The sequence below is a fragment of the Sphingopyxis indica genome (assembly GCF_032879645.1).
GTDB classification, from domain to species: domain Bacteria; phylum Pseudomonadota; class Alphaproteobacteria; order Sphingomonadales; family Sphingomonadaceae; genus Sphingopyxis; species Sphingopyxis indica.
Window position 1 is genome coordinate 2,379,375 of record NZ_CP076394.1, and the last position, 20,144, is coordinate 2,399,518.

18 protein-coding genes and 3 tRNA genes are annotated in these 20,144 nt (G+C 66.6%); 14 read left to right on the forward strand and 7 right to left on the reverse strand.

The features are described from left to right. Window positions 1–93: 93 nt before the first annotated feature. Window positions 94–522: a JAB domain-containing protein gene (locus KNJ79_RS11355; RefSeq protein ID WP_317151141.1), complete on the forward strand. Its 429-nt coding sequence runs from the start codon at window positions 94–96 to the stop codon at window positions 520–522. A gap of 103 nt (window positions 523–625) precedes the next feature. After that, window positions 626–702, forward strand: a tRNA-Pro gene (locus tag KNJ79_RS11360). 191 nt (window positions 703–893) lie between these two features. Here KNJ79_RS11360 and KNJ79_RS11365 read toward each other — a convergent pair. Next, window positions 894–1,769 (reverse strand): N-formylglutamate amidohydrolase, encoded by an 876-nt coding sequence (locus KNJ79_RS11365; RefSeq protein ID WP_317151142.1) that lies wholly within the window; start codon window positions 1,767–1,769, stop codon window positions 894–896. Window positions 1,770–1,912: 143 nt separating this feature from the next. On the opposite strand from KNJ79_RS11365, the gene cpdR reads away from it, so the two are divergent. Continuing rightward, on the forward strand, window positions 1,913–2,290 hold the full coding sequence (gene cpdR, locus KNJ79_RS11370; protein WP_317151143.1) for a cell cycle two-component system response regulator CpdR: 378 nt from the start codon (window positions 1,913–1,915) through the stop codon (window positions 2,288–2,290). 73 nt (window positions 2,291–2,363) lie between these two features. Continuing rightward, a tRNA-Val gene (locus KNJ79_RS11375) sits at window positions 2,364–2,438 on the forward strand. Between the two features lie 40 nt (window positions 2,439–2,478). Here KNJ79_RS11375 and KNJ79_RS11380 read toward each other — a convergent pair. After that, entirely contained in the window at window positions 2,479–3,045 is a 567-nt protein-coding gene (locus tag KNJ79_RS11380) for a septal ring lytic transglycosylase RlpA family protein (protein ID WP_317151144.1), read from the reverse strand. A gap of 118 nt (window positions 3,046–3,163) precedes the next feature. Between KNJ79_RS11380 and KNJ79_RS11385 the strand changes: the two genes are divergently transcribed. After that, entirely contained in the window at window positions 3,164–5,476 is a 2,313-nt protein-coding gene (locus tag KNJ79_RS11385; protein WP_317151145.1) for an ATP-dependent helicase, read from the forward strand. 71 nt (window positions 5,477–5,547) lie between these two features. Further along, window positions 5,548–6,429: a hypothetical protein gene (locus tag KNJ79_RS11390; protein WP_317151146.1), complete on the forward strand. Its 882-nt coding sequence runs from the start codon at window positions 5,548–5,550 to the stop codon at window positions 6,427–6,429. 53 nt (window positions 6,430–6,482) lie between these two features. On the opposite strand, the gene KNJ79_RS11395 is transcribed toward KNJ79_RS11390, so the two are convergent. Next, window positions 6,483–6,558: transfer RNA gene (locus tag KNJ79_RS11395), tRNA-Ala, on the reverse strand. Window positions 6,559–6,652: 94 nt separating this feature from the next. Here KNJ79_RS11395 and KNJ79_RS11400 point away from each other — a divergent pair. After that, entirely contained in the window at window positions 6,653–7,669 is a 1,017-nt protein-coding gene (locus KNJ79_RS11400; protein ID WP_317151147.1) for an NADP-dependent oxidoreductase, read from the forward strand. 128 nt (window positions 7,670–7,797) lie between these two features. Here the strand turns inward: KNJ79_RS11400 and KNJ79_RS11405 are convergent, their stop codons facing one another. Together KNJ79_RS11405 and KNJ79_RS11410 are read right to left on the reverse strand one after the other, a co-directional pair. Next, on the reverse strand, window positions 7,798–9,156 hold the full coding sequence (locus KNJ79_RS11405; protein ID WP_089214667.1) for a DEAD/DEAH box helicase: 1,359 nt from the start codon (window positions 9,154–9,156) through the stop codon (window positions 7,798–7,800). A gap of 113 nt (window positions 9,157–9,269) precedes the next feature. Continuing rightward, window positions 9,270–9,788 carry a hypothetical protein gene (locus tag KNJ79_RS11410; protein ID WP_317151148.1) on the reverse strand — a complete coding sequence of 173 codons (519 nt, stop codon included), beginning with the start codon at window positions 9,786–9,788 and terminating at the stop codon, window positions 9,270–9,272. A gap of 178 nt (window positions 9,789–9,966) precedes the next feature. On the opposite strand from KNJ79_RS11410, the gene KNJ79_RS11415 reads away from it, so the two are divergent. The 3 genes from KNJ79_RS11415 (at window position 9,967) to KNJ79_RS11425 (ending at window position 13,094) form a co-directional block, all read left to right on the forward strand. Beyond that, on the forward strand, window positions 9,967–11,391 hold the full coding sequence (locus KNJ79_RS11415) for an FAD-binding oxidoreductase (RefSeq protein ID WP_317151149.1): 1,425 nt from the start codon (window positions 9,967–9,969) through the stop codon (window positions 11,389–11,391). A 352-nt stretch (window positions 11,392–11,743) separates the two neighbouring features. Continuing rightward, complete coding sequence (locus tag KNJ79_RS11420; RefSeq protein WP_089214669.1) at window positions 11,744–12,523, forward strand: SapC family protein; 780 nt, start codon at window positions 11,744–11,746, stop codon at window positions 12,521–12,523. A 13-nt stretch (window positions 12,524–12,536) separates the two neighbouring features. Then, window positions 12,537–13,094, forward strand: coding sequence for a cytochrome b (locus KNJ79_RS11425; RefSeq protein WP_317151150.1), 558 nt, complete (start codon window positions 12,537–12,539; stop codon window positions 13,092–13,094). A gap of 17 nt (window positions 13,095–13,111) precedes the next feature. Here KNJ79_RS11425 and KNJ79_RS11430 read toward each other — a convergent pair whose 3' ends face one another. Further along, a complete protein-coding gene (locus KNJ79_RS11430; RefSeq protein ID WP_089214671.1) occupies window positions 13,112–13,318 on the reverse strand; it encodes a DUF1674 domain-containing protein in 207 nt (68 codons plus the stop codon). Window positions 13,319–13,400: 82 nt separating this feature from the next. Between KNJ79_RS11430 and KNJ79_RS11435 the strand changes: the two genes are divergently transcribed. Then, entirely contained in the window at window positions 13,401–14,684 is a 1,284-nt protein-coding gene (locus tag KNJ79_RS11435) for an RsmB/NOP family class I SAM-dependent RNA methyltransferase (RefSeq protein ID WP_317151151.1), read from the forward strand. 18 nt (window positions 14,685–14,702) lie between these two features. Here the strand turns inward: KNJ79_RS11435 and KNJ79_RS11440 are convergent, their stop codons facing one another. Continuing rightward, a complete protein-coding gene (locus KNJ79_RS11440) occupies window positions 14,703–16,424 on the reverse strand; it encodes a DUF885 domain-containing protein (protein WP_317151152.1) in 1,722 nt (573 codons plus the stop codon). Between the two features lie 149 nt (window positions 16,425–16,573). On the opposite strand from KNJ79_RS11440, the gene KNJ79_RS11445 reads away from it, so the two are divergent. Genes KNJ79_RS11445 through KNJ79_RS11455 form a run of 3 tightly spaced genes read left to right on the forward strand, consistent with a single transcriptional unit; the run spans window position 16,574 to window position 19,976 of the window. Continuing rightward, entirely contained in the window at window positions 16,574–17,890 is a 1,317-nt protein-coding gene (locus tag KNJ79_RS11445; protein WP_089214674.1) for an MFS transporter, read from the forward strand. Continuing rightward, window positions 17,887–18,807 (forward strand): cysteine synthase A, encoded by a 921-nt coding sequence (gene cysK / locus KNJ79_RS11450; RefSeq protein WP_317151153.1) that lies wholly within the window; start codon window positions 17,887–17,889, stop codon window positions 18,805–18,807. The genes KNJ79_RS11445 and cysK overlap by 4 nt, the downstream gene beginning before the upstream one ends. Window positions 18,808–18,818: 11 nt before the next feature. Beyond that, entirely contained in the window at window positions 18,819–19,976 is a 1,158-nt protein-coding gene (locus KNJ79_RS11455; RefSeq protein WP_317151154.1) for a cell wall hydrolase, read from the forward strand. Window positions 19,977–20,144 lie beyond the last annotated feature (168 nt).

The following is a 20,144-nucleotide window of genomic DNA, read 5'->3' on the forward strand; positions in this document are numbered from 1 at the left end:
GCCCTGCCCGGGCGGCAAGCGCCGGCGGGCGACGGTCCGTTCCGGTTCAGTCGCCGCTTGGCGGGCCGCGGTCCTCGCTCCCAAAAGGGAGCCATGACAAAGGTCGACCAAATCGACGAGGATGCGGCATTGGCCCGCCCCGACGGCTTCACCCCGTTGAGCGCGGAGGACGAATTCGCTCGCCTCCTGCTGCGCCCGCACTTTGCGGTTACCTGCGAAACGCTGGTGCTGGCGGGGTTCGATGCGATCGAGCGCCTGACCGCCGTGCAACCGATCGAAGCGACCGGCGCGGACCGGTGCCGGATCGCGCCGCACCGCTGGCGCGCCGTTTTGACCGCCGGAACGCAGCATGTTCTGATCGCCCACAATCACCCGTCCGGCGAAGCTCGGCCCAGCCGTGCCGATCTCGATTTCACGCGCAAAGCCGCCGATTTTCTCGCCAATCTGGGCGTCGACCTGATCGACCATCTGATTTTCGTCGACACGGGGTATTTCAGCTTTCGCCGCGCCGGGCTGCTTTAGAAACCGCAATTGCCGCAATGTGGCGATTGGCGCTTGATGTTCGCCAAATGCGCGTCTAGAGGACCGCCCTGCCCTCGCGCCGGTCCGCCGGCGCCGGATCGGTCGGGGAGTAGCTCAGCCTGGTAGAGCACTGTCTTCGGGAGGCAGGGGCCGGAGGTTCGAATCCTCTCTCCCCGACCATTTCACCGCGAATATCGCGACATTGGCAGTTTTTCCGTCGTCGCTTCTTGTAACGCGGCGCGCAACATCCTAGATTGCCGGTACGCCGCCATGGTTTCCCCCTTACCATCGCGGCGAGTGCCCCGTCAGCATGACGCGGGTGCGTCCTCCCTGGACCCTGGCCACCTCGTACCCCGGTACGAGGTGGTTTTTTATTCGGCAGCGAGCGGCAGCGAATTATCGCCCGGAAAAAGGTCCGCCAGTTCGGTCAGAAGCTCCGAAAACCACTGCGCCAGTCGCGCAGCACGCGCGGCGTCGGGGTAGCGATCGCCGCCCAGATAGAGGGTGCGGTCGATCTCGATCTGAACGGCGTCGATCCCCTCTGCGGGTCGCCCGTGCGTCCGCACGATATGCCCCCCCGCATAGGGTTGATTGCGTCCCACAGGCTCCCCGAGTCGCGCGGCGGCCGCGATCACGCGTTCGACCAGCTCGGGATCGGCGGTCGCGCCGTGGCGATCGCCGACGATCAGGCGCGCGCCGTGACCCGATTGTCCCGGCGGGATCGGCGGCATGCTGTGCAGGTCGATCAGTATCGCGCGTCCAAAGCGGTCGCGCACCGCCGCCAGCTCGCCGGCGAGCGCAGCGTGATAGGGGCGGTGAAGCCGGTCGAGCCGCCATTCGAGCTCGGCCCGGTCAAGCGGGCGGCGCCACAGCGGACCGCAATGCGGCAGCCGCGTCGGAACGACGCCCAGCCCGGCGCGTTCCTTGCGTCCCGGCGCCGAAAACTGCGGACGCAGCATCGGCGCGACTTCGCCCGGCGCCATCTGTCCTTCGCCGCGATTGCAGTCGGCGACGGCGCGCGCCCACATGGCTCGCACCACAGTCGCGCCGCTCTGTTCCGCCCCGGCGGCAATCCTGTCGCACCAGCTGTCCTCCAGCCGCTCCAGATCCTCTTTGGACACGCGCGCCGCCGCCAGTATTTCGGGCGGATAAATGCGTCCGGCATGGGGGATGGACACGACGACGGGGCCGTCGGCCGCCGGACGGTTGACAGCGATTGCCGGGAGCGGGATGCTGGGGCGCGCCATCAGAGAGGGGTGGCAAAAAACGGACCGCGAATCCAGTCGTCCTCGCCAATTTGTTAAATCTCTGCCGTTATGACGGCGCTTCGAAACGAGGGATACGCCGCCCATTGTGCCGGCGCAAAAACGATCAAAGGCTTCTTTTTCGAATGATTCGCATCTTGCTGGCCGAGGACGATGACGTGATGCGCGAATATCTGGCGCGCGCGCTGACGAGTGCCGGCTACCACGTCACCGCCGTCGATCGCGGAACCGAAGCCGTCCCCTATATCGATTCGGGAACGTTTGACCTGCTGCTGTCGGACATCGTGATGCCCGAGATGGACGGAATCGAACTGGCCCAGCACACCGCCAGGGTGGCGCCGCAGACGCAGGTGATGTTCATCACCGGTTTCGCCGCAGTGTCGCTGCGCGCCGAGGAAAATGTGCCGCAGGCGAAGCTGCTGTCCAAGCCCTTCCACCTCAAGGATCTGGTGCGCGAGGTCGATGCATTGTTCGACAGTGCCGACCGGTCGCACCAACAATAATCGCATTTCGTCGCGCGGGGGGCTTGCCAGCCCGCGTGGAGGCCTTTAAGGGGCGCGTCACCCCGAAACGTGTGGGCGTGTAGCTCAGTGGTAGAGCACTGTGTTGACATCGCAGGGGTCGCAAGTTCAATCCTTGCCACGCCCACCATTTTTCTTCCCTTACCGTCGTTTCGAACCGCCTTCGCGGATCAGCCCCCGCTCGCGATGCGCGAGCGCAGCCCTTGCAGTTCGCGCGGCGACAGCGGCGCCAGCGCGCGCGCCGGCTTGCCCTTGCGCAGCCTTGCCCGGTCCTTTTCGGAAGGCTCGATGCGGCGCACGCGCACCGGGGCATGACCCTGGGCGCGAATGCCGAGCTCTTCGGCGGCGCCCTTCGACAGGTCGATGATCCGCCCGCGCCCCGCAAACGGCCCGCGATCGTTCACCCGAACGACGATCCGGCGCCCCGTATCGAGCGAGGTGACCTCGACATAGGTCGGGAGCGGCAGCGTGGTGTGCGCCGCGGTGATCCAGCCGGCGCGAAACTTCTCGCCATTTGCGGTGCGGTTGCCCGATTCATTACCGTACCAGCTCGCATAGCCGACCGCGTCATAGGCGGGCGCCGCTGCGGGCACATAGGTCGTGCCGCGCACGGTATAAGGTGGGCCCACTCTGACCGGCGTGTCTGCGACGGGGCGGTAATGGCCGCCCGCGCAGGCCGCGAGCGTCAAAACCGCCAGCGCCGCGCTTGCCGACCGGATAAGCCATCGTCCCCGCATCGCCGCGACCGTAGATCGTCGAACGGCCGATGGGAAGCCCGCGCAGACGCCGCGCCGCGCGCTTCGTCCCGTCGCCGCGGGCTGGACAGTGGCGGCGCTGTTCCCTAATCGTTCGCGCGTGAACGACCTCCCCGCCTCGCCGCCCGACATCCCGTCCCCCGATCCCTCGGACCCGCCCTATCTGCGCGGCCTGAACGGCCCGCAGCGGCAGGCGGTGCTGACGACCGAAGGCCCGGTGCTGATGCTCGCCGGCGCGGGCACGGGCAAGACCGCGGCGCTGACCGCACGGCTCGCGCACATCATCGCGACGCGGCGCGCATGGCCCTCCGAAATCCTCGCGGTCACCTTCACCAACAAGGCGGCGCGCGAGATGCGCGAGCGTATCGGACGGATGATCGGCGACGCGGTCGAGGGGATGCCGTGGCTCGGCACCTTTCACAGCATCTGCGCGAAGATGCTGCGCCGCCATGCCGAACTCGTCGGCCTGCAGAGCAATTTCACGATCCTCGATACCGATGACCAGCTTCGCGTCTTGAAGCAGTTGATCCAGGCCGACGGGCTCGACGAAAAGCGCTGGCCCGCGCGCCAGCTCGCGGGGCTGATCGACAAGTGGAAGAATCGCGGGCTGACCCCCGCCGACCTCGATGCCGCCGACAAGGAGGCTTATGCCGACGGCAAGGGGCAGCATTTCTATGCGCTCTATCAGGCGCGGCTGAAGACGCTCAATGCCTGCGACTTCGGCGACCTCTTGCTCCACATGCTCGTCATTCTGAAAACGCACCGCGACGTGCTCGAACATTATCAGCAGCGTTTCAAATATATCCTCGTCGACGAATATCAGGACACCAACGCCAGCCAATATCTCTGGCTGCGGCTGCTCGCGCAGGCGCGCAAGAATATCTGCTGCGTCGGCGACGACGACCAGTCGATCTATTCGTGGCGCGGTGCCGAGGTCGCGAACATATTGCGCTTCGAAAAGGACTTCCCCGGCGCGACGGTGATCCGCCTCGAACAGAATTACCGCTCGACGCCGCAGATCCTCGCCGCGGCGTCGGCGCTGATCGCGCAGAACAGCGACCGGCTCGGCAAGACGCTGTGGACCGAGCTCGATGCTGGCGACAAGGTCCGCGTCGTCGGCGTGTGGGACGGGCCCGAGGAAGCGCGGCGGATCGGCGAAGAACTCGAAGACCTCCAGCGCCAGAACATTTCGCTCGACCGCGCTGCGATCCTCGTCCGCGCGCAGTTCCAGACGCGCGAGTTCGAGGATCGCTTCATCGCGATCGGTATGCCCTATCGCATCGTCGGCGGCTTTCGCTTCTACGAGCGCGCCGAGATTCGCGACGCGCTCGCCTATCTGCGGCTCGTCCAGTCGCCCGCCGACGATCTGGCGTTCGAGCGTATCGTCAACGTCCCCAAGCGCGGGCTCGGCGACAAGGCGATGGCGCGCATCCACCAGTTCGCGCGGATCGAGCGCGCGCCGCTCTTCCACGCGGCCTCGCGGATCACCGAAACCGACGAACTGACCCCGCAGGCACGCCGCCAGCTCGCCAATTTCGTCGCGCAGATGCGCGGCTGGCAGGCGAAGGCGAGCGAGCTGTCGCATCCCGAGCTGACGCAGCTGATCCTCGACGAATCGGGCTACACCGCGATGCTACAGGCCGACCGCAGTGCCGAGGCGGCGGGGCGGCTCGAAAATCTCTCCGAACTCGTCCGTGCGATGGAGGACTATGACTCGCTCGAGGCGTTCCTCGAGCATGTCAGCCTCGTCATGGACCGCGACAATGACGATGCGAGCGAAACGGTGACGATCATGACGATCCACGCCGCCAAGGGCCTCGAATTCGACCATGTCTTCCTTGCGGGCTGGGAGGACGGCGTCTTCCCGTCGCAGCGCGCGATGGACGAGGGCGGGACTGCGAGCCTCGAAGAGGAACGCCGCCTCGCCTATGTCGCGATCACCCGCGCCCGCCAGCGCGCGAGTATCTATCATGCGGCCAACCGGCGCATCTATGGCCAGTGGATGAGCAGCATCCCGAGCCGCTTCATCGCCGAAATTCCGCCCGAGCATGTGGAGAGCGAGAACAGCTTCGGCGGCGGGCAAAGCCTGTGGCGCGCCAACTGGTCGGCGCAGGGCGATCCCTTCGCGCATGTTGCCGAGCGCAACCCCGCGCGCACGATGACGCGCGGCCCCGCGTGGCAGCGCGCGGTCGCGCAATCCTCGACGATCACCCGCGCGCCCGCGCCGTCGGAAAAAGGCCCCGCCGCCTCGGTCGGCGCCAAACCGCGCAGCGATCTCGCGATCGGCATGCGCGTCTTCCACGAAAAATTCGGCTATGGCGAGATCATGGACATCGACGGCAACAAGCTGGAGGTCGAGTTCGACCAGGCGGGCCCGAAGCGCGTCCTCGATGGCTTCGTGCGTGCGGCCTAACATCTTTCTCAACTCAATTGCTTGTGTTACTGCCGTGTTGCGACCGCGAGTCGCGATCGGGAGAGAAATCCATGAAAATAAAGCTCTTGGCGGGCGCGATGGCGCTCGTCCTGGCCGGCTGCTCGGAGAACCGGAGCGATCGGACCTATGAAGGCAGTTCGGCAAGCGAATCGCTGTCCGATGCGGCAGGCGGACCCGACGTGGCCGTCACCGCCGCGCCGGGCGTCGCATTCCACTATGCCTATGCCTTCCGGCTCGACGACGATCGTATTGCCAATGTTCAGGAACGACATGCCGCAGCCTGCGAGGCACTCGGCATCGCCCGCTGTCGCATCACCGGCCTGAGCTATCGCCTCGTGCGCGAGAATGAAGTCGAGGCGCAGCTTCGATTCAAGCTCGACCCCGCCATCGCGCGCAAATTCGGTCGCGACGCGCTTGCCAGCGTCGAAAAGGCCGAGGGCGTCCTCGCGGAGACCCGGATAGACGGCGAAGACGTCGGCACGCAGATCGACGATTCGCAGCATCGCAGCGCCGAGCTTTCGGCCGAAGTCGCCCGCATCGAGGCGCGGCTCGGCAAGGGCGGGCTCGGTGACCGCGAGCGCACCGAATTGCAGGAGCAGCTTGCCGGGCTGCGCGAGCGATTGACCAGCGAGCGTGCCGTGCGCAGCGACGGAGAAGCGATGCTCGCGACCACGCCGATGGTCTTCGACTACATCGGCACCGGCGGCCTTCCCGGTATCGGCTATGGCAATCCATTCAGCGATGCGGCCGCCATGCTCGTTCGCAGCGGCAGCCTGCTTTTGTCCTTCGTTCTGGTCGCCGGTGCAGCGATATTGCCGTGGGCCATCGCCTGGGTTTTGGCGCTTCTACTGTGGCGATCCCCGCCGGTTCGGGCGCTCCGTGGCCGCCTGTCGCGGGCGTCGACCAGCGAAGCGACCGTCAAAGCCGACTGAGAAGCCGATCTGTGCCGCGCCGATACGTTTTGATTTGGAACCGGAAGGGTCGCTGGTGGAGCCGAGGGGAATCGAACCCCTGACCTCTGCAGTGCGATTGCAGCGCTCTCCCATCTGAGCTACGGCCCCGCGACCGGGCGGCTCTTAACGAGCCCGCCCGGCGGTGGCAACGGCTTTTCTGACCATCGGGCCGTCCGCCGCATAAAAAGTGGGGGTGAGAGATATGGCCAAAGCTTGGCATCTGGTGAGTCGCCCGCAGGGGCTGCCGACGATCGACAATTTCGCGCTGCGCGACCTGCCCGACGCGCCGCTCGACCATAATCAACTGCGCGTCCGCAACCGCTGGCTTTCCGTCGATCCCTATATGCGCGGGCGCATGAACGACGCCAAAAGCTATACGGCGAGCTTCCAGATCGACCAGCCGATGACCGGCGGCGCGATCGGCGAGGTCGTCGAGAGCCGCATGGAGGGCTTCGCGCCCGGCGACCTGATCCTCCATATGGGCGGCTGGCGCGACGGCGGGATCATCGGGCTCGACATGTCGCCGTTCAAGCTCCCCGACGAGGCGCTCGCGACAGGCATGGCTCCGCAGACCTTCCTCCACAATATGGGGCTCACCGGCGGCACCGCATGGATCGGCCTGCTGCGTATCGCCGCGGCCAAGCCCGGCGACACCGTCTTCGTCTCGGCCGCGGCGGGCGCGGTGGGCTCGGCGGTCGTGCAGATCGCCAAGGCGCGCGAGATGGCGGTGATCGGCTCGGCCGGCGGCGCGGAAAAATGCGCCTGGGTCAAGAGCCTCGGCGCCGATGCCGTGGTCGATTACAAGGCCAGGCCGGTGCTGGCCGGCCTGTCCGAAGCCCTCGAATCGCTCGGCAAGCCCGGCATCGACGTCTATTTCGACAATGTGGGGGGCGAGCATCTCGACGCGGCTTTCGCGACCGCCAACGACTTCGCGCGCTTCGCGATCTGCGGCATGATCGACGTCTATAACGACGGACACCCGCAGGAGATGAAATATCTGATCCGCGCGATCCCGGCGCGCATCCGCATGGAAGGCTTCATCTACACCGACCAGTTCTTCGAGTGCATGGAGGAATTCTACGCCGACATGGGCGGATTGATCGCAAGCGGCGCGGTGACGATGCGCGAGACCGTGCATGACGGGCTGGAGGCCACGCCCGACGCCTTCCTTGGCCTCTTTTCGGGGCAGAATATCGGAAAGATGCTCGTCCGGGTTTAGGCGGAAAGCGATCGCCACGAAGCGTTGAGCTATTTTACGACCTTGTCATTCCCGCGAAAGCGGGAATCCAGTTCCAGCGTTGCTTCTGGATTCCCGCTTTCGCGGGAATGACAACGGCTAAGAGAAGGTCAGCTCCCGAAACCCACCGAAAGAAAGTCAGGCATCGGGCCGTTCCAGCCGTCGTCGGGGCCATCGTCGTCCCGACGCGCAGGCCTGGCGCGCGGCGCCTCTGTCTTTGGTGCCCGCTCCTTGCGGCGGTCGTCTTCCTTGCGCGCCTCGCGCTTCGGTTCGTCCTTGGCCTTGCGGCCGCCGCGGCGACCCCGGCCGCCGGTCTTGGGTGCGGCCTCGCCTTCGCCTTCGTCGCTCGCCGTCTCGCTGCGTCCCAGCACCTCGATCTTCGTGCCGGTCAGCTTCTGGATATTGTCGATCGCCTCGTCGTCCGACGGGGTGATCAGGGTGAAGGCGCGGCCCTTCGCCCCCGCGCGTCCGGTGCGGCCGATGCGGTGGACATAATCGTCGGGATGCCACGGCGCGTCGAAGTTGAAGACGTGGCTCACGCCCTTCACGTCGAGCCCGCGCGCCGCGACGTCGGAGGCGACGAGGATGTTGATGTCGCCCTTTTTGAAGCGGTCGAGTTCGGCGATGCGGCTCGACTGGTCCATGTCGCCGTGGATCTCGCCCGCGCGATAGCGGTGGCGCTGCAGCGACTTGGCGAGTTCGCGCACCGTCGTCTTGCGGTTGCAGAAGATGATCGCGGTCGCGATATCCTCGTCCTCGATCAGGCCGCGCAGCGTCTCGCGCTTGCCGCGCTCGCTCGTCTTGACCAGGAATTGCGCGATATTCTCGTTGGCGGTCGCGGGGCGCGCGACCTCGATCGTCTTGGGGTTCGACAGGAATTTGTCGGCGAGCTTCTTGATCGGCGGCGGCATCGTCGCCGAAAAGAGCAAAGTCTGGCGATTCGCGGGCAGCTTGGTGCAGATATTCTCGATGTCGGGGATGAACCCCATGTCGAGCATCCGGTCGGCTTCGTCGATCACGAGCAGGTTGCAGCCGGTGAGCAATATCTTCCCGCGCTCGAACAGGTCCATCAACCGGCCGGGGGTCGCGATCAGCACGTCGACGCCCTTTTCGAGCGCCTTGATCTGGTCGCCCATCTGGACGCCGCCGATGAGCAGCGCCATCGAAAGCTTGTGATATTTGCCGTATTTCTCGAAATTTTCCGCGACCTGCGCGGCGAGTTCGCGCGTCGGCTCGAGAATCAGCGAGCGCGGCATCAGCGCGCGGGTGCGGCCGTGCGCGAGGATGTCGATCATCGGCAGCACGAAGGACGCCGTCTTGCCCGTCCCCGTCTGCGCGATGCCGATCATGTCGCGCATCATCAGGACCGAGGGGATCGCACCCGCCTGGATCGGCGTCGGCTCATCATAGCCGGCTTCGCTGACGGCGCGCAAAAGTTCGTCGGAAAGGCCGAGGTCGGCAAATTTCATAAGGTCATCATGTCCGGAATAGGTTACGGCGCGACGTCCCACATCCGCCATCGCTGCCGCGGCCCTTGGGGAATGCGCGGCGAAAAGTCAAGGAATGCCGACGATATTCGCGATCAGTCGTCGTCGTCGCGCGGGACCGGCACCATCAGGCGGAACTTGTCGACCTCGCAGCGCGCGCCGGTGCGCGCGTGAATTTCGTCGCGATCCTCGCAGAGCCGCCCGTCCTTGTTGCCCTTCATGTAAAAGCCCGCATAGAAATCGAGCGCGCGGCAACCGCGATTGAGCTGCGCGCGCAGGCGCTGGTTCTGGCGCGTGATCAGGTCGATGCTGTCGCGCTGTACCGCCTGCATCCCCATGATGTCGCGCATCGCGACGCATTTCGGCGCCTTTTTCTCTTTCCACACGATCGGCGTCTCGCGAATGCGCGCCGAGGGGGCGGGCGGTGCCGAAAAATTGGTGAGCGGCGAACGGCGCGCGGGCACGCGGATGATCAGCTGCTGCTCGATAACGACCTGGAAATGCGCAAGCGGCGGCTCGAGCGAAGGGGCCGGCACCGCCACCGGCAAAGGCGCCGGAGCCGCGTCGCCGGCGACCGACAAGGCGCCGAGGATGAGGGCGGCCGACGTCAGCACAAGCGCGGCCCCGCGCCTTCAACGCCAGTCGAGATCATGCTGTCCACGCTAAGCTCCCGCGCCACTGCCGGCTGGACGAAAGGCCCGCTTTCGTCCATCCCCCTTTAACACCCGTGATTGAACAGCAAATGAATTGATCGGGTGTCAAGTCACACCCAACCCAAGACCGAGCGGTTCGATGCCTCACACCCCCTCCCCCGACCTTTTGAAGCGCCTGCAAAAACTGCTCGGCCCCAAAGGCTACACCGACGATGCCGACGCGATGGCGCCGTGGCTCACCGACTGGCGCGGCAAATATCATGGCCGCGCCGCCGCGATGCTGTCGCCCGCGACCACCGAAGAGGTCGCGGCGGTGGTGCGGATGTGCGGCGAGGAAGGCGCGGCGCTGGTGCCTCAGGGCGGGAACAGCGGCATGGTCGGCGGCGCGACCCCCGATGCAAGCGGCACGCAGCTGCTGCTCAGCCTGCGGCGCATGAACCGCATCCGGTCGATCGACCCGGCGGCCCGGCTCGCCGTCGCGGAGGCCGGCGTCATTCTGGAAAATTTCCACCATGCGGCGCTCGACCACGGAATGCGCTTCCCGCTGACCCTCGGCGGCAAGGGATCGGCGACGATCGGCGGGCTGGTGTCGACCAACGCCGGCGGGACGCAGGTATTGCGCCACGGGACGATGCGCGCGCTCGTCGCGGGGATCGAAGCGGTGCTGCCCGACGGGCGGATTTTCGACGGCCTCGCCCCGCTCAAAAAGGATAATCGCGGCTACGACCTCAAACATCTCTTGTGCGGCGCCGAAGGGACGCTCGGCATCGTCACCGCCGCCTGTCTGCGCCTCGTTCCCGCGGCAACGTCGCGCGCAACCGCGTGGATCGGGCTGGCATCGCCCGGCGAGGCGCTGTCGCTGCTCCGCCGCCTCGACGCGGCGCTCGGCCGCCAGCTCGAGGGGTTCGAGCTCATTCCGCACGCCTGCCTCGACGCCGTGCTGCGCCACATTCCGCAAACGCGCGCGCCGCTCGCGAACGACCACCCCTGGTACGCGCTCGTCGAGCTAGCCGGCGATGCCGGCGACGACCTCGAAACGGCGCTGCAGGCCGCGCTGGCCGACGCTCTCGACTCGGCGCTGATCGACGATGTCGTGATCGCGAAGAACGAGGCCGAGAGCGAAGCCTTGTGGAAGCTGCGCGATTCGATTTCGGAGGCCGAGCGTGCCGACGGGCCGGCGCTCCAGCACGATGTCAGCGTGCCGGTCGATCTGATGCCGCGCTTCATCGCCGAAGACCCGCAGCGCCTGTCGGCCGCCTTTCCGGGGGTGCGAACCGTATCGTTCGGCCATCTCGGCGACGGCAATGTCCATCACCATGTCCAGCCGCCTGCCGATGTCGATGGCAAGGCGTGGCTCGACACGCATGGCGAGGACGTCAGCCGGCTCGTCTATGCCCATGTCCTCGAACTCGGCGGGTCGATCTCAGCCGAGCATGGCATCGGGCAGATGAAGCGCGACCTCCTCGCCGAACTCGACAGCCCTGCCCGGCTCGCGGCGCTGCGCGGCGTCAAGGCGGGGCTCGACCCTGCCGGTATCTTCAATCCGGGCAAGCTGATCGGCTGAATCGCCGCGCGCGGGGCGATCGCGTATGGACCCTGAAAACAAGTTGGCGATTATTCCCTGAACATTCGTGGACACCCCTCACTCCGTCATTGCGAGCGAAGCGAAGCAATCCAGAGCAGGCGTAAACCGCTCTGGATTGCTTCGCTTCGCTCGCAATGACGAGATCAGGGATGCGCGCGGGACAATCGCCCGACAGGTTCAGGGTGACGGGGAAGCGGAAGCAGGGTGGTCATATGCAATTGCCCTGCCGTTCGCGGCATCGCCCCTTGCGTCATCGCGTGCGGGCCAATAAGGCCCGGCATTCCATCTTTTTCGGGTCCGCGGCCGCGGGCTCGCGCTTCGGAGTTTCATCATGGCCTCTGCGCCCACCAACGCCAACCTGCCGATTTTCTTCAAGGATCTCGTTCCGCTCTCCAGCGTCGACCACGCCGATTTCCATGTGCGGATGATGGACAACGCCGATTTTCTGGTGAACCAGCATGCGGTGCCGCTGACCACCGACGAATTTTCCTCGGCGAGCCGCTTCTATCCGATCGTCTTTTCGGCGGGCGAAAATCCGGTGCCGCTCGCGCTGATGGGCATGAACGAGGGCGTGAACACCTTCGTCGACGACAAGGGCAAGCTGCTCAATCCCGTCTATGTCCCGGCCTATATCCGCCGCTACCCCTTCCTGCTCGCGCGCCTGCGCCCCGATTCGGACGAGCTGTCGCTCTGCTTCGACCCGACCTCGGGCGCGATCGGCAAGTTCAAGGAAGGCGACGCGCTGTTCGCCGACGGCAAGCCGTCCGACGCCACCAACAACATCCTCGAATTCTGCAAGAATTTCGAGGAAGCCGGGCTGCGCACCGGTCAGTTCATGGAAGAGCTGAAGAAAGCCGACCTGCTGATGGACGGCGAAGTCAGCATCACCCCCGAAGGCGGCAACCAGCCCTATATCTATCGCGGTTTCCAGATGGTCGACGAGGCCAAGCTGCGCGAGCTGCGCGGCGACGTGCTGCGCAAGATGATGCAGAACGGGATGCTCGCGCTGATCTTCGCGCATCTCTTCTCGCTGCAACTGATGCGCGAAGTCTTTGCCGAACAGGTGAAAAGCGGCAAGATGCAGCTCGTGACCGAGGCACCCGCGGTTTAAGGAGACACGTCATATGGCCACCGTCGCATTCGACGCCGGCAGCACCGCCGGCCCGCGCTATACGAAGGTGGCCATCTGGCTCCACTGGCTCATCGGCCTTTCGGTCATCGCCAACATCGGCCTCGCGATGCTGACCGAAGGGATGGGCCGCGACACGCATATGGCGGCGATGGGCGTCCACAAGGCGTTGGGGATGACGATCCTCGCGCTGACCGTCCTCCGCATCCTGTGGCGGCTCGGCCACAAGGCGCCCCCGCTTCCCGCAGGCATCGCCGCGTGGCAGCGTATCGCGAGCAAGATCGTGCATTTCCTCTTTTACGCGCTGCTCATCCTGCTGCCGCTTTCGGGTTGGGTCTGGATGTCGGCGGCGGGGCGCGGGATCGACTATTTCGGCCTGTTCACCATCCCCGCGATCACCGGCTCCGACAAGGCGCTCGCCGACATGATGCATGAGCGTCACGAATTGCTCGGGCTGACGATGCTCGCGCTCGTCGCGATCCACATCCTTGCCGCGCTGAAGCACTGGCTGGTCGACAAGAGCGGCGTCAATGCGCGGATGAACCCCTTTTGAGGCGGACTTCCGCCCCGTCAGAAGTCGATCGCCAGACCCTTATACTCCCAGTCGCCATAGCGCACGGGATCGCGGCCGCCGGGCTGGTCCGCCGCGGCTTCGCGCGTGATGGCCTCGGGCTCGGGCACCGGACTGTTCGTCCAGTCGGCGGGCGGCTTGATATGCGCGGGGCGCTCGGTCGCGCGCGGGGTGCCGCCGATGGAATTGGCTTTGATTTCGCTCATCTCACTATGTCCGCAACCGAATGGATCATGTCCCAGATAGGCGCTTCGTATCGTTCCGCCAAGCGTCGCGCGGCGACGGGCCATGGCTGATCGCCGCCGCCCCGACGACCGCGACCCGCCCGGCACCGCGCCGCGCCGGGCGGCGCTGCGCCTGATCGACGCGGTGCTGCGCCGCGGCGATCCGCTCGACATCGCGGTCCATGCCGCAACGCAGGGCCTCGCCCCCGCCGACCGCGCCTTCGCGATCGCGATCGTCTCCGAAGCGCTACGCCGGATGGTCGACATCGACGCACTGATCGACGGCGCCACCGAACAGCCGCTGCCCGAGGATGTGAAGGCGCGCGCGGTGCTGCGCCTCGCGCTCGCGCAGCTGCTCGTGCTGCGCAGCCCGCCGCACGCCGTCGTCGCGACCGCTTTGCCGCTCGTCGCCGGCGGACCGCGCCGGCTCGTCCACGCACTCTTGTCGCGCGCGCAGCAGGAGGAATGGGCGCTGCCGCCGCGCGCGACGCTGCCGCCCGCGACTGCCGGGCGCTGGACGGCGCAATGGGGCGCGGACATGGTCGCAGCCGCCGAAGCGGCGTGGAGCGCACCGCCGCCGATCGACCTCAGCTTCGCCGCCGAGCCCGCCGAAACCGGCTGGCCCGAAGCCATAACGCTCGCCCCGCGTCACCGCCGCCTGCCGCGCGGCCAGGCAGTCGAGGATATGCCGGGCTATCGCGCGGGCGGCTGGTGGGTGCAGGATCTTGCCGCGAGCCTTCCAGCCCGCCTGCTCGGCGCGGGGGACGGACGCGCCGTGCTCGACCTCTGCGCCGCGCCCGGCGGCAAGACGATGCAGCTCGCCGCCGCCGGCTGGCACGTCACCGCGGTCGACGCGAGCGCCCGGCGCCTCGCGCGCCTCGGCGACAATCTGAAACGCACCGGCCTCGCCGCCGAAATCGTCCAGGGCGACATCCGCCGCTGGGCACCCGAAGCGCCCGCCGACGCGATCCTGCTCGACGCCCCCTGCTCGGCCACGGGAATCTTCCGTCGTCATCCCGACGTGCTGCATCGGGTCGGGCCGACGCAGATTGCAGACATGGCCGAATTACAGGCCGAATTACTCGAACGAGCCGCGGGCTGGGTCAAACCCGGCGGCCAGCTCGTCTATGCGACCTGCTCGCTCGAACGCGCCGAGGGCGAAGAGCAGATCGCGGCGTTCCTCACGGCGCATGGCGGCTGGACGGTCGAACCCGCCCGCCCCGGCGAGCTGCCCGCCGGCATCGCCCCCGACGCAAGCGGCTTCGTCCGCACGCTCCCCGTCATGCTTGCCGATGCGGGCGGGCTCGACGGCTTCTTCGTCGCGCGATTGCGCGCCCCCGCCGCCTGAGCCCCGCCCGCCGCGCGGTCAGAAGACCGCGTGCGGCGCATCCTCCTTCATCATCGCCGCGCGCACCATCGGGATCGGCGGACCGCCATAGGACAGGAATTCGTCGTGGAAGGCCTTCCACTTCGTCCGGTCGCCCTTCGTCCAGTCCTCGCGCAGCTTGCGGATCATCAGCTTGCCCATCGTATAGTTGAGGTAAAGCGGGTCATAGGTGCCGCGCGCCGCCTGCTGGCGCGAATTGCCCTCGTCCTGATAGCATTGCTCCTTGAACATCTTTTCGCTGTCCGCGACGGTCATGCCCTGCGTGTGGAGCCCGATCGCCGAGAGGAAGCGGCAATCGCGCAGCAGCGCGTTCGACAGCTGCCCGATATGCGTTTCGGGATCGCCGTCACCGAGCCCCGCGTCCCACATCATTTCCTCGCTATAATGCGCCCAGCCCTCGGCAAAGGCATAGCCCACGAACAGCTTGCCAAAGATGCTGTCCGATCGGTTCGAGTGGAGGAAGTTCAGGAAATGCCCCGGCCACACTTCGTGGACCGAGGTGAAGAGCAGGTCCTTCTTGCCCGGAATGAACGCCTGCTGCGTCGCCTTGTCCCAGCTCGGGTCGGGCGGCGAGATATAATAGACCGACGGCAGGCCTTTCTCATACGGCCCCGGAATGTCGATATAGGCGCTGTTCTGGCGGTTATAGGGCGGCGATTCCTCGACCTTGGCCTGTTCGGTGCCGGGGATCGAGACCAGATCCTTCTCGACCAGAAAGGCGCGCAGCATCGGCAGCTGGCGCCGCGCCTCGGCGACGGGGCCGTCGGCGGGCTTGTCGCTGCCCATCTTCGCCATGCAGTCGGCGATCGCCGCGCCCGGCGCGAAGGTCGCGCAGGCGGCCTTCAGCGCGTCCTGATTGCGCTTGAGGTCGGCGCGCCCGATCGCCTCGAGTTCGGCAAGCGGCGTGTCGACGCCTTCGTTGGTCAGGATCATCTTCGCGAATTTGTCGGCGCCGAGCGCATAGCCGTCGTCGGTCCCCGGCTGCGACCCGACATAGGCGGCGAGGTCCTTCATCGCCGCCGCCGCCTTCGCCGCCGCGTCGTCGAACTGCTTTTGCAGCGCGGGGTCGGTCACCTCGGCAAAGGCCGCCTTGGCGTCGCCGGTATAATAGTCGGCAAAGCCGCCGAAGCCCGCGCTGCCCAGCTTCACATAGGTCTTGGGCAGGGGCAGCGTCAGATTCGCCTTGATCTGCGCCGCCGCGGCGGGAACCTTCTCGGCATAGGCGATAAACGCCTTCATCCGCGTCGCGGCGTCGGCATAGGGGCGCGAGACATAGACGTTGGGATCGAGCGCGCCGATGTAATAAGCGGGGTTCTTGTGCGCGAAATCGGTGTCGCGCAGGAAGAAGAGCTGCCCTTCGGCGACATGAATCAGATAGTCGCGCTCGAATCGCTCCTTGTCGGTCATCTTGCCGTCGAAAGCCTTGGCATCGGCAATCGTCTTTTCGAGGAAGGCCGCCTGCTTCTCGATTCCCTCGGGCGACCAGTCGGGAAGCTGGCCGTCGAACTCATGCTTGCCCTGATAGACCGCGAAAGTCGGGTTGAGCGGAAAATAGCCCGCGAGGAAATCGTCGCGAAAGCCGCTCCAGCTGGTTGCCGCCGATGCGTCGGCCGACCCCGTGCCGCTCGGGTTGCAGGCGGTCAGCACAAGCAGTGCGCCAGCCAGCGCGGCGCCGCCGAAGCGGGTGAATTTACGTGTCATTTCCTGAAATCTCCCTCTGTTCTGCCCCGCTTTTGCCAAGCCTGGTGCCGGATGACACCCCCTAATCGACGAACGACAGGTGCCGCGCGCCGCCCGCGAAACAAAAGCTATCTGGTGCAGCGCCGGAAAGCCGGATAGGGCGAGCCGCGATGGCGACCATTCCCCCTCCCCCGTCGGTCGATCCCGCCCTGCCGGCGGATGCTCCCCCCAAGGCCCCTTCGCCGCTCGGTTTCGCCGATTTTCGCTATTATTGGTTCGCGCGCTTCACCGCGGTGATGGCGACGATCGCGATGGTCGTGGTGATCGGCTATCAGCTCTACGACACCGCGCGCAGCGACTATGGCATGTCGATCAAGGAGGCATCGTTCCAGCTCGGGCTGCTCGGCCTCGTCCAGTTCGTTCCGCTCGCGCTGCTCACCCCGGTCGCCGGCTGGGCCGCCGACCGCTTCGAACGGCGCCGCGTCGCGATCTTTTCGAACGGCATCGACATGCTGATCGCGGCGACGCTCGGCTGGTTCACCTGGACCGACGGGCTGACCCTGCCGCTGCTCTTCGGCCTCGCGGCGCTGCACGGCGTCGCGCGCGTCTTTTCGGGCCCGGCGATGAGCGCGATCGCGCCCAATATCGTCCCCGCGGCGGTGCTGCCGCGCGCCATCGCGATGAGCAGCATCGCATGGCAATCGGCGTCGGTGATCGGCCCCGCGGCGGGCGGGCTCATCTATGCCGCGCATCCAACCTCGGTCTATGTTTTCGCCGCCGCATTGCTCGCCGCCTCGGCCTTCACGATCAGCCGCGTGCGCCCCGTCCTGCCGCCGCCCGCCGAGGTGCGCCGCCATCCGCTGCGCGAAATGGTCGACGGGCTCCAATTCGTGTGGAGCGAGCGCTTCCTGCTCGGCACGATCACCCTCGATCTGTTCGCGGTGCTGCTCGCCGGCGCGACCGCGATGCTCCCCGTCTATGCGCGCGACATCTTGCAGATCGGCTCCGAAGGGCTCGGCTTCCTGCGCGCCGCGCCCGCGGTCGGCGCCGCGCTCGTCGCGCTCGGCCTCGCCTTTCGCCCGATCGAGCGCAACGTTGGCGTGAAGATGCTGTGGGCAGTCGCGGTGTTCGGCGGCGTCACCGTCGGCTTCGGCCTTTCGACCAACTTCTTCCTGTCGCTCGCCCTGCTCGTGGTCATGGGCGCCGCCGACATGTTCTCGGTGTTCGTGCGCGGCACATTGATTCAGCTCAACACCCCCGATCATATGCGCGGCCGCGTCAGCGCGGCGTCGGGCCTCGCCATATCGGCGTCGAACGAGCTTGGCGAAATGCGCGCCGGCGCGATGGCCGCGCTGCTCGGTCCGGTCGGCGCTGTCGTCATCGGCGGTGCTGGCGCCGTCGGCGTGACGGCGCTATGGTCGTGGCTGTTCCCCGAACTGCGCCGCGCGCGTAGCTTTGAGCCGCAATTCAAGGAAAGCATCCCATGAAAGCCAATTCGATCCTCGAAACCATCGGCAACACCCCGCACATCCGCCTGTCGCGGATGTTTCCCGATGCCGAAGTGTGGGTGAAGTCGGAGCGCAGCAATCCGGGCGGCTCGATCAAGGACCGCATCGGCCTCGCGATGATCGAGGCGGCGGAGAAGGACGGCAGCCTGAAGCCCGGCGGCACGATCGTCGAGCCGACCTCGGGCAACACGGGCATCGGCCTTGCCATGGCCGCTGCGGTCAAGGGTTACAGGCTGATCCTCGTCATGCCCGAAAGCATGTCGATCGAGCGGCGGCGGCTGATGCTCGCCTATGGCGCGACCTTCGACCTCACCCCGCGCGAAAAGGGGATGAAGGGCGCGATCGAGCGCGCGATCGAACTCGTCGAGACGACCCCCGGCGCGTGGATGCCCCAGCAGTTCGAGAATGAGGCGAATATCGACGTCCACGTCCGCACGACGGCCCAGGAAATTCTCGCCGACTTCGGCGACACGCCGATCGACGCGCTGATCACCGGGGTCGGCACCGGCGGCCACATCACCGGCTGCGCACAGGTGCTCAAGGCGGCGTGGCCGAAGCTCAAGGTCTTCGCGGTCGAGCCCACCGCCTCGCCGGTCATTTCGGGCGGCCAGCCCGGCCCGCACCCGATCCAGGGCATCGGCGCGGGCTTCATTCCGCGCAATCTCCACACCGACCTGCTCGACGGCGTGATCGAGGTCGAGGCGCCCGACGCCAAGGCGATGGCGCTGCGCGCCGCGCGCGAGGAAGGGCTGCTCGTCGGCATTTCGTCGGGCGCAACGCTCGCCGCAATCCAGCAGAAGCTCGCCGAGCTTCCCGCCGGCAGCCGCGTGCTCGGTTTCAACTACGACACCGGCGAGCGCTATCTGTCGGTGCCCGACTTCCTGCCGGAAATCTAAGGCTCGCGCCAATGCGTCCGGACCCGACGCCAGACACGTCGCCGCTGTGGCGCGAAGGACCGGGGTGGCTGTTCGCGCTGCTGGCGATCGCCGCCATCGCGGCGGTGCTCCATGCCAGCGGCCCCGGCAGGATCAGGGCGGATGCGAAGGTACGGCCGCACCCGGTCGCGCCGCCCCCCGAAATCGTCCCCGCGGTCGAGCCGATGGACCTCGCGCCGCTCACCGTCGAGGACGCAAAGGCCGCGAACGACCGCATTCCCCTGATCACAAGGAATTTCGTGCCCGCGCGCCCGTTCGTCTATCCCGGCGATGCGGCCAACCGCGCCCGCGCGCGCGACTGCATGGCGGCGGCGATGCTCTATGAAGCGGGCGACGACAGCAAGGGTCAGCTCGCCGTCGGACAGGTGGTAATCAACCGCGTCCGCCATCCCGCTTTCCCCAAGAGTATCTGCGAAGTCGTCTTCCAGGGCGCCGAGCGCGCCACCGGTTGCCAGTTCACCTTCACCTGCGACGGTGCCCTCGCCCGCCGCTATTCGGACGTTGCGTGGCGCCGCGCGCAGGACAATGCGAGCATGATGCTGGCCGGGCTCGTCGATCCGGCGGTCGGGCTCGCAACGCATTATCACACCGATTGGGTGCGCCCCTATTGGAGCGACACGCTCGAAAAAATCGCGGCGATCGACACGCATCTCTTCTTCCGCTGGCCCGGCTATTGGGGCACGCCCGGCGCCTTTCGCGGGGCGGTGCGCGGCAGCGATCCTGTCGAAGCCGAGCTCGCGGGCATTTCGCTGGTCCATTCGGGCGGCTCCCTGGGCGAGCTTGCGGGCGTCGACACCAATGCCGCCGTCGGCGAAGCGGACATCATCGCAGGCAAGGACGCTCCCGCGGGGGTGGCCTCGCGCGACACGATCCTGATCCAGCTCGACCGCAGCGCCCCGCCCGAAAGTTTCGTCACACTCGCGCTGCGCCTCTGCGGGACGCGCGAATATTGCAAATTCATGGGCTGGACGAACCCGCTGCTCAAACCCGACGGCGAAGCGATGAGCGCGACGCAGCGCGCGGGCATGACCTTCTCCTACCTGCGCGACGACAAGGCCGGTTTCGAAAAGGCGCTGTGGAATTGCAGCGAATATAAGCGCGACGACGCGCGCCAGTGCATGAAGCGCTGAGCAAGGCGACATCGGCTTTGGGGCGGGGAGCGGCCATTGCCAACTTTTGTCATCCCCGCGAAAGCGGGGATCCAGGGTTGCATAAATCCGCCCTGGGTTCCCGCTTTCGCGGGAATGACAAAGTGGGCATACCCAATGACCTACGGCCAACTTTTGTCGGATGCCGCC

Coding starts and splice junctions, on each gene's coding strand:
- KNJ79_RS11355 (WP_317151141.1), top strand. CDS start 94: ATGACAAAGGTCGACCAAATCGACGAGGATGCGGCATTGGCCCGCCCC.
- KNJ79_RS11365 (WP_317151142.1), bottom strand. CDS start 1,769: ATGGCGCGCCCCAGCATCCCGCTCCCGGCAATCGCTGTCAACCGTCCG.
- cpdR (WP_317151143.1), top strand. CDS start 1,913: ATGATTCGCATCTTGCTGGCCGAGGACGATGACGTGATGCGCGAATAT.
- KNJ79_RS11380 (WP_317151144.1), bottom strand. CDS start 3,045: ATGCGGGGACGATGGCTTATCCGGTCGGCAAGCGCGGCGCTGGCGGTT.
- KNJ79_RS11390 (WP_317151146.1), top strand. CDS start 5,548: ATGAAAATAAAGCTCTTGGCGGGCGCGATGGCGCTCGTCCTGGCCGGC.
- KNJ79_RS11400 (WP_317151147.1), top strand. CDS start 6,653: ATGGCCAAAGCTTGGCATCTGGTGAGTCGCCCGCAGGGGCTGCCGACG.
- KNJ79_RS11405 (WP_089214667.1), bottom strand. CDS start 9,156: ATGAAATTTGCCGACCTCGGCCTTTCCGACGAACTTTTGCGCGCCGTC.
- KNJ79_RS11415 (WP_317151149.1), top strand. CDS start 9,967: ATGCCTCACACCCCCTCCCCCGACCTTTTGAAGCGCCTGCAAAAACTG.
- KNJ79_RS11420 (WP_089214669.1), top strand. CDS start 11,744: ATGGCCTCTGCGCCCACCAACGCCAACCTGCCGATTTTCTTCAAGGAT.
- KNJ79_RS11425 (WP_317151150.1), top strand. CDS start 12,537: ATGGCCACCGTCGCATTCGACGCCGGCAGCACCGCCGGCCCGCGCTAT.
- KNJ79_RS11430 (WP_089214671.1), bottom strand. CDS start 13,318: ATGAGCGAAATCAAAGCCAATTCCATCGGCGGCACCCCGCGCGCGACC.
- KNJ79_RS11435 (WP_317151151.1), top strand. CDS start 13,401: ATGGCTGATCGCCGCCGCCCCGACGACCGCGACCCGCCCGGCACCGCG.
- KNJ79_RS11440 (WP_317151152.1), bottom strand. CDS start 16,424: ATGACACGTAAATTCACCCGCTTCGGCGGCGCCGCGCTGGCTGGCGCA.
- KNJ79_RS11445 (WP_089214674.1), top strand. CDS start 16,574: ATGGCGACCATTCCCCCTCCCCCGTCGGTCGATCCCGCCCTGCCGGCG.
- cysK (WP_317151153.1), top strand. CDS start 17,887: ATGAAAGCCAATTCGATCCTCGAAACCATCGGCAACACCCCGCACATC.
- KNJ79_RS11455 (WP_317151154.1), top strand. CDS start 18,819: ATGCGTCCGGACCCGACGCCAGACACGTCGCCGCTGTGGCGCGAAGGA.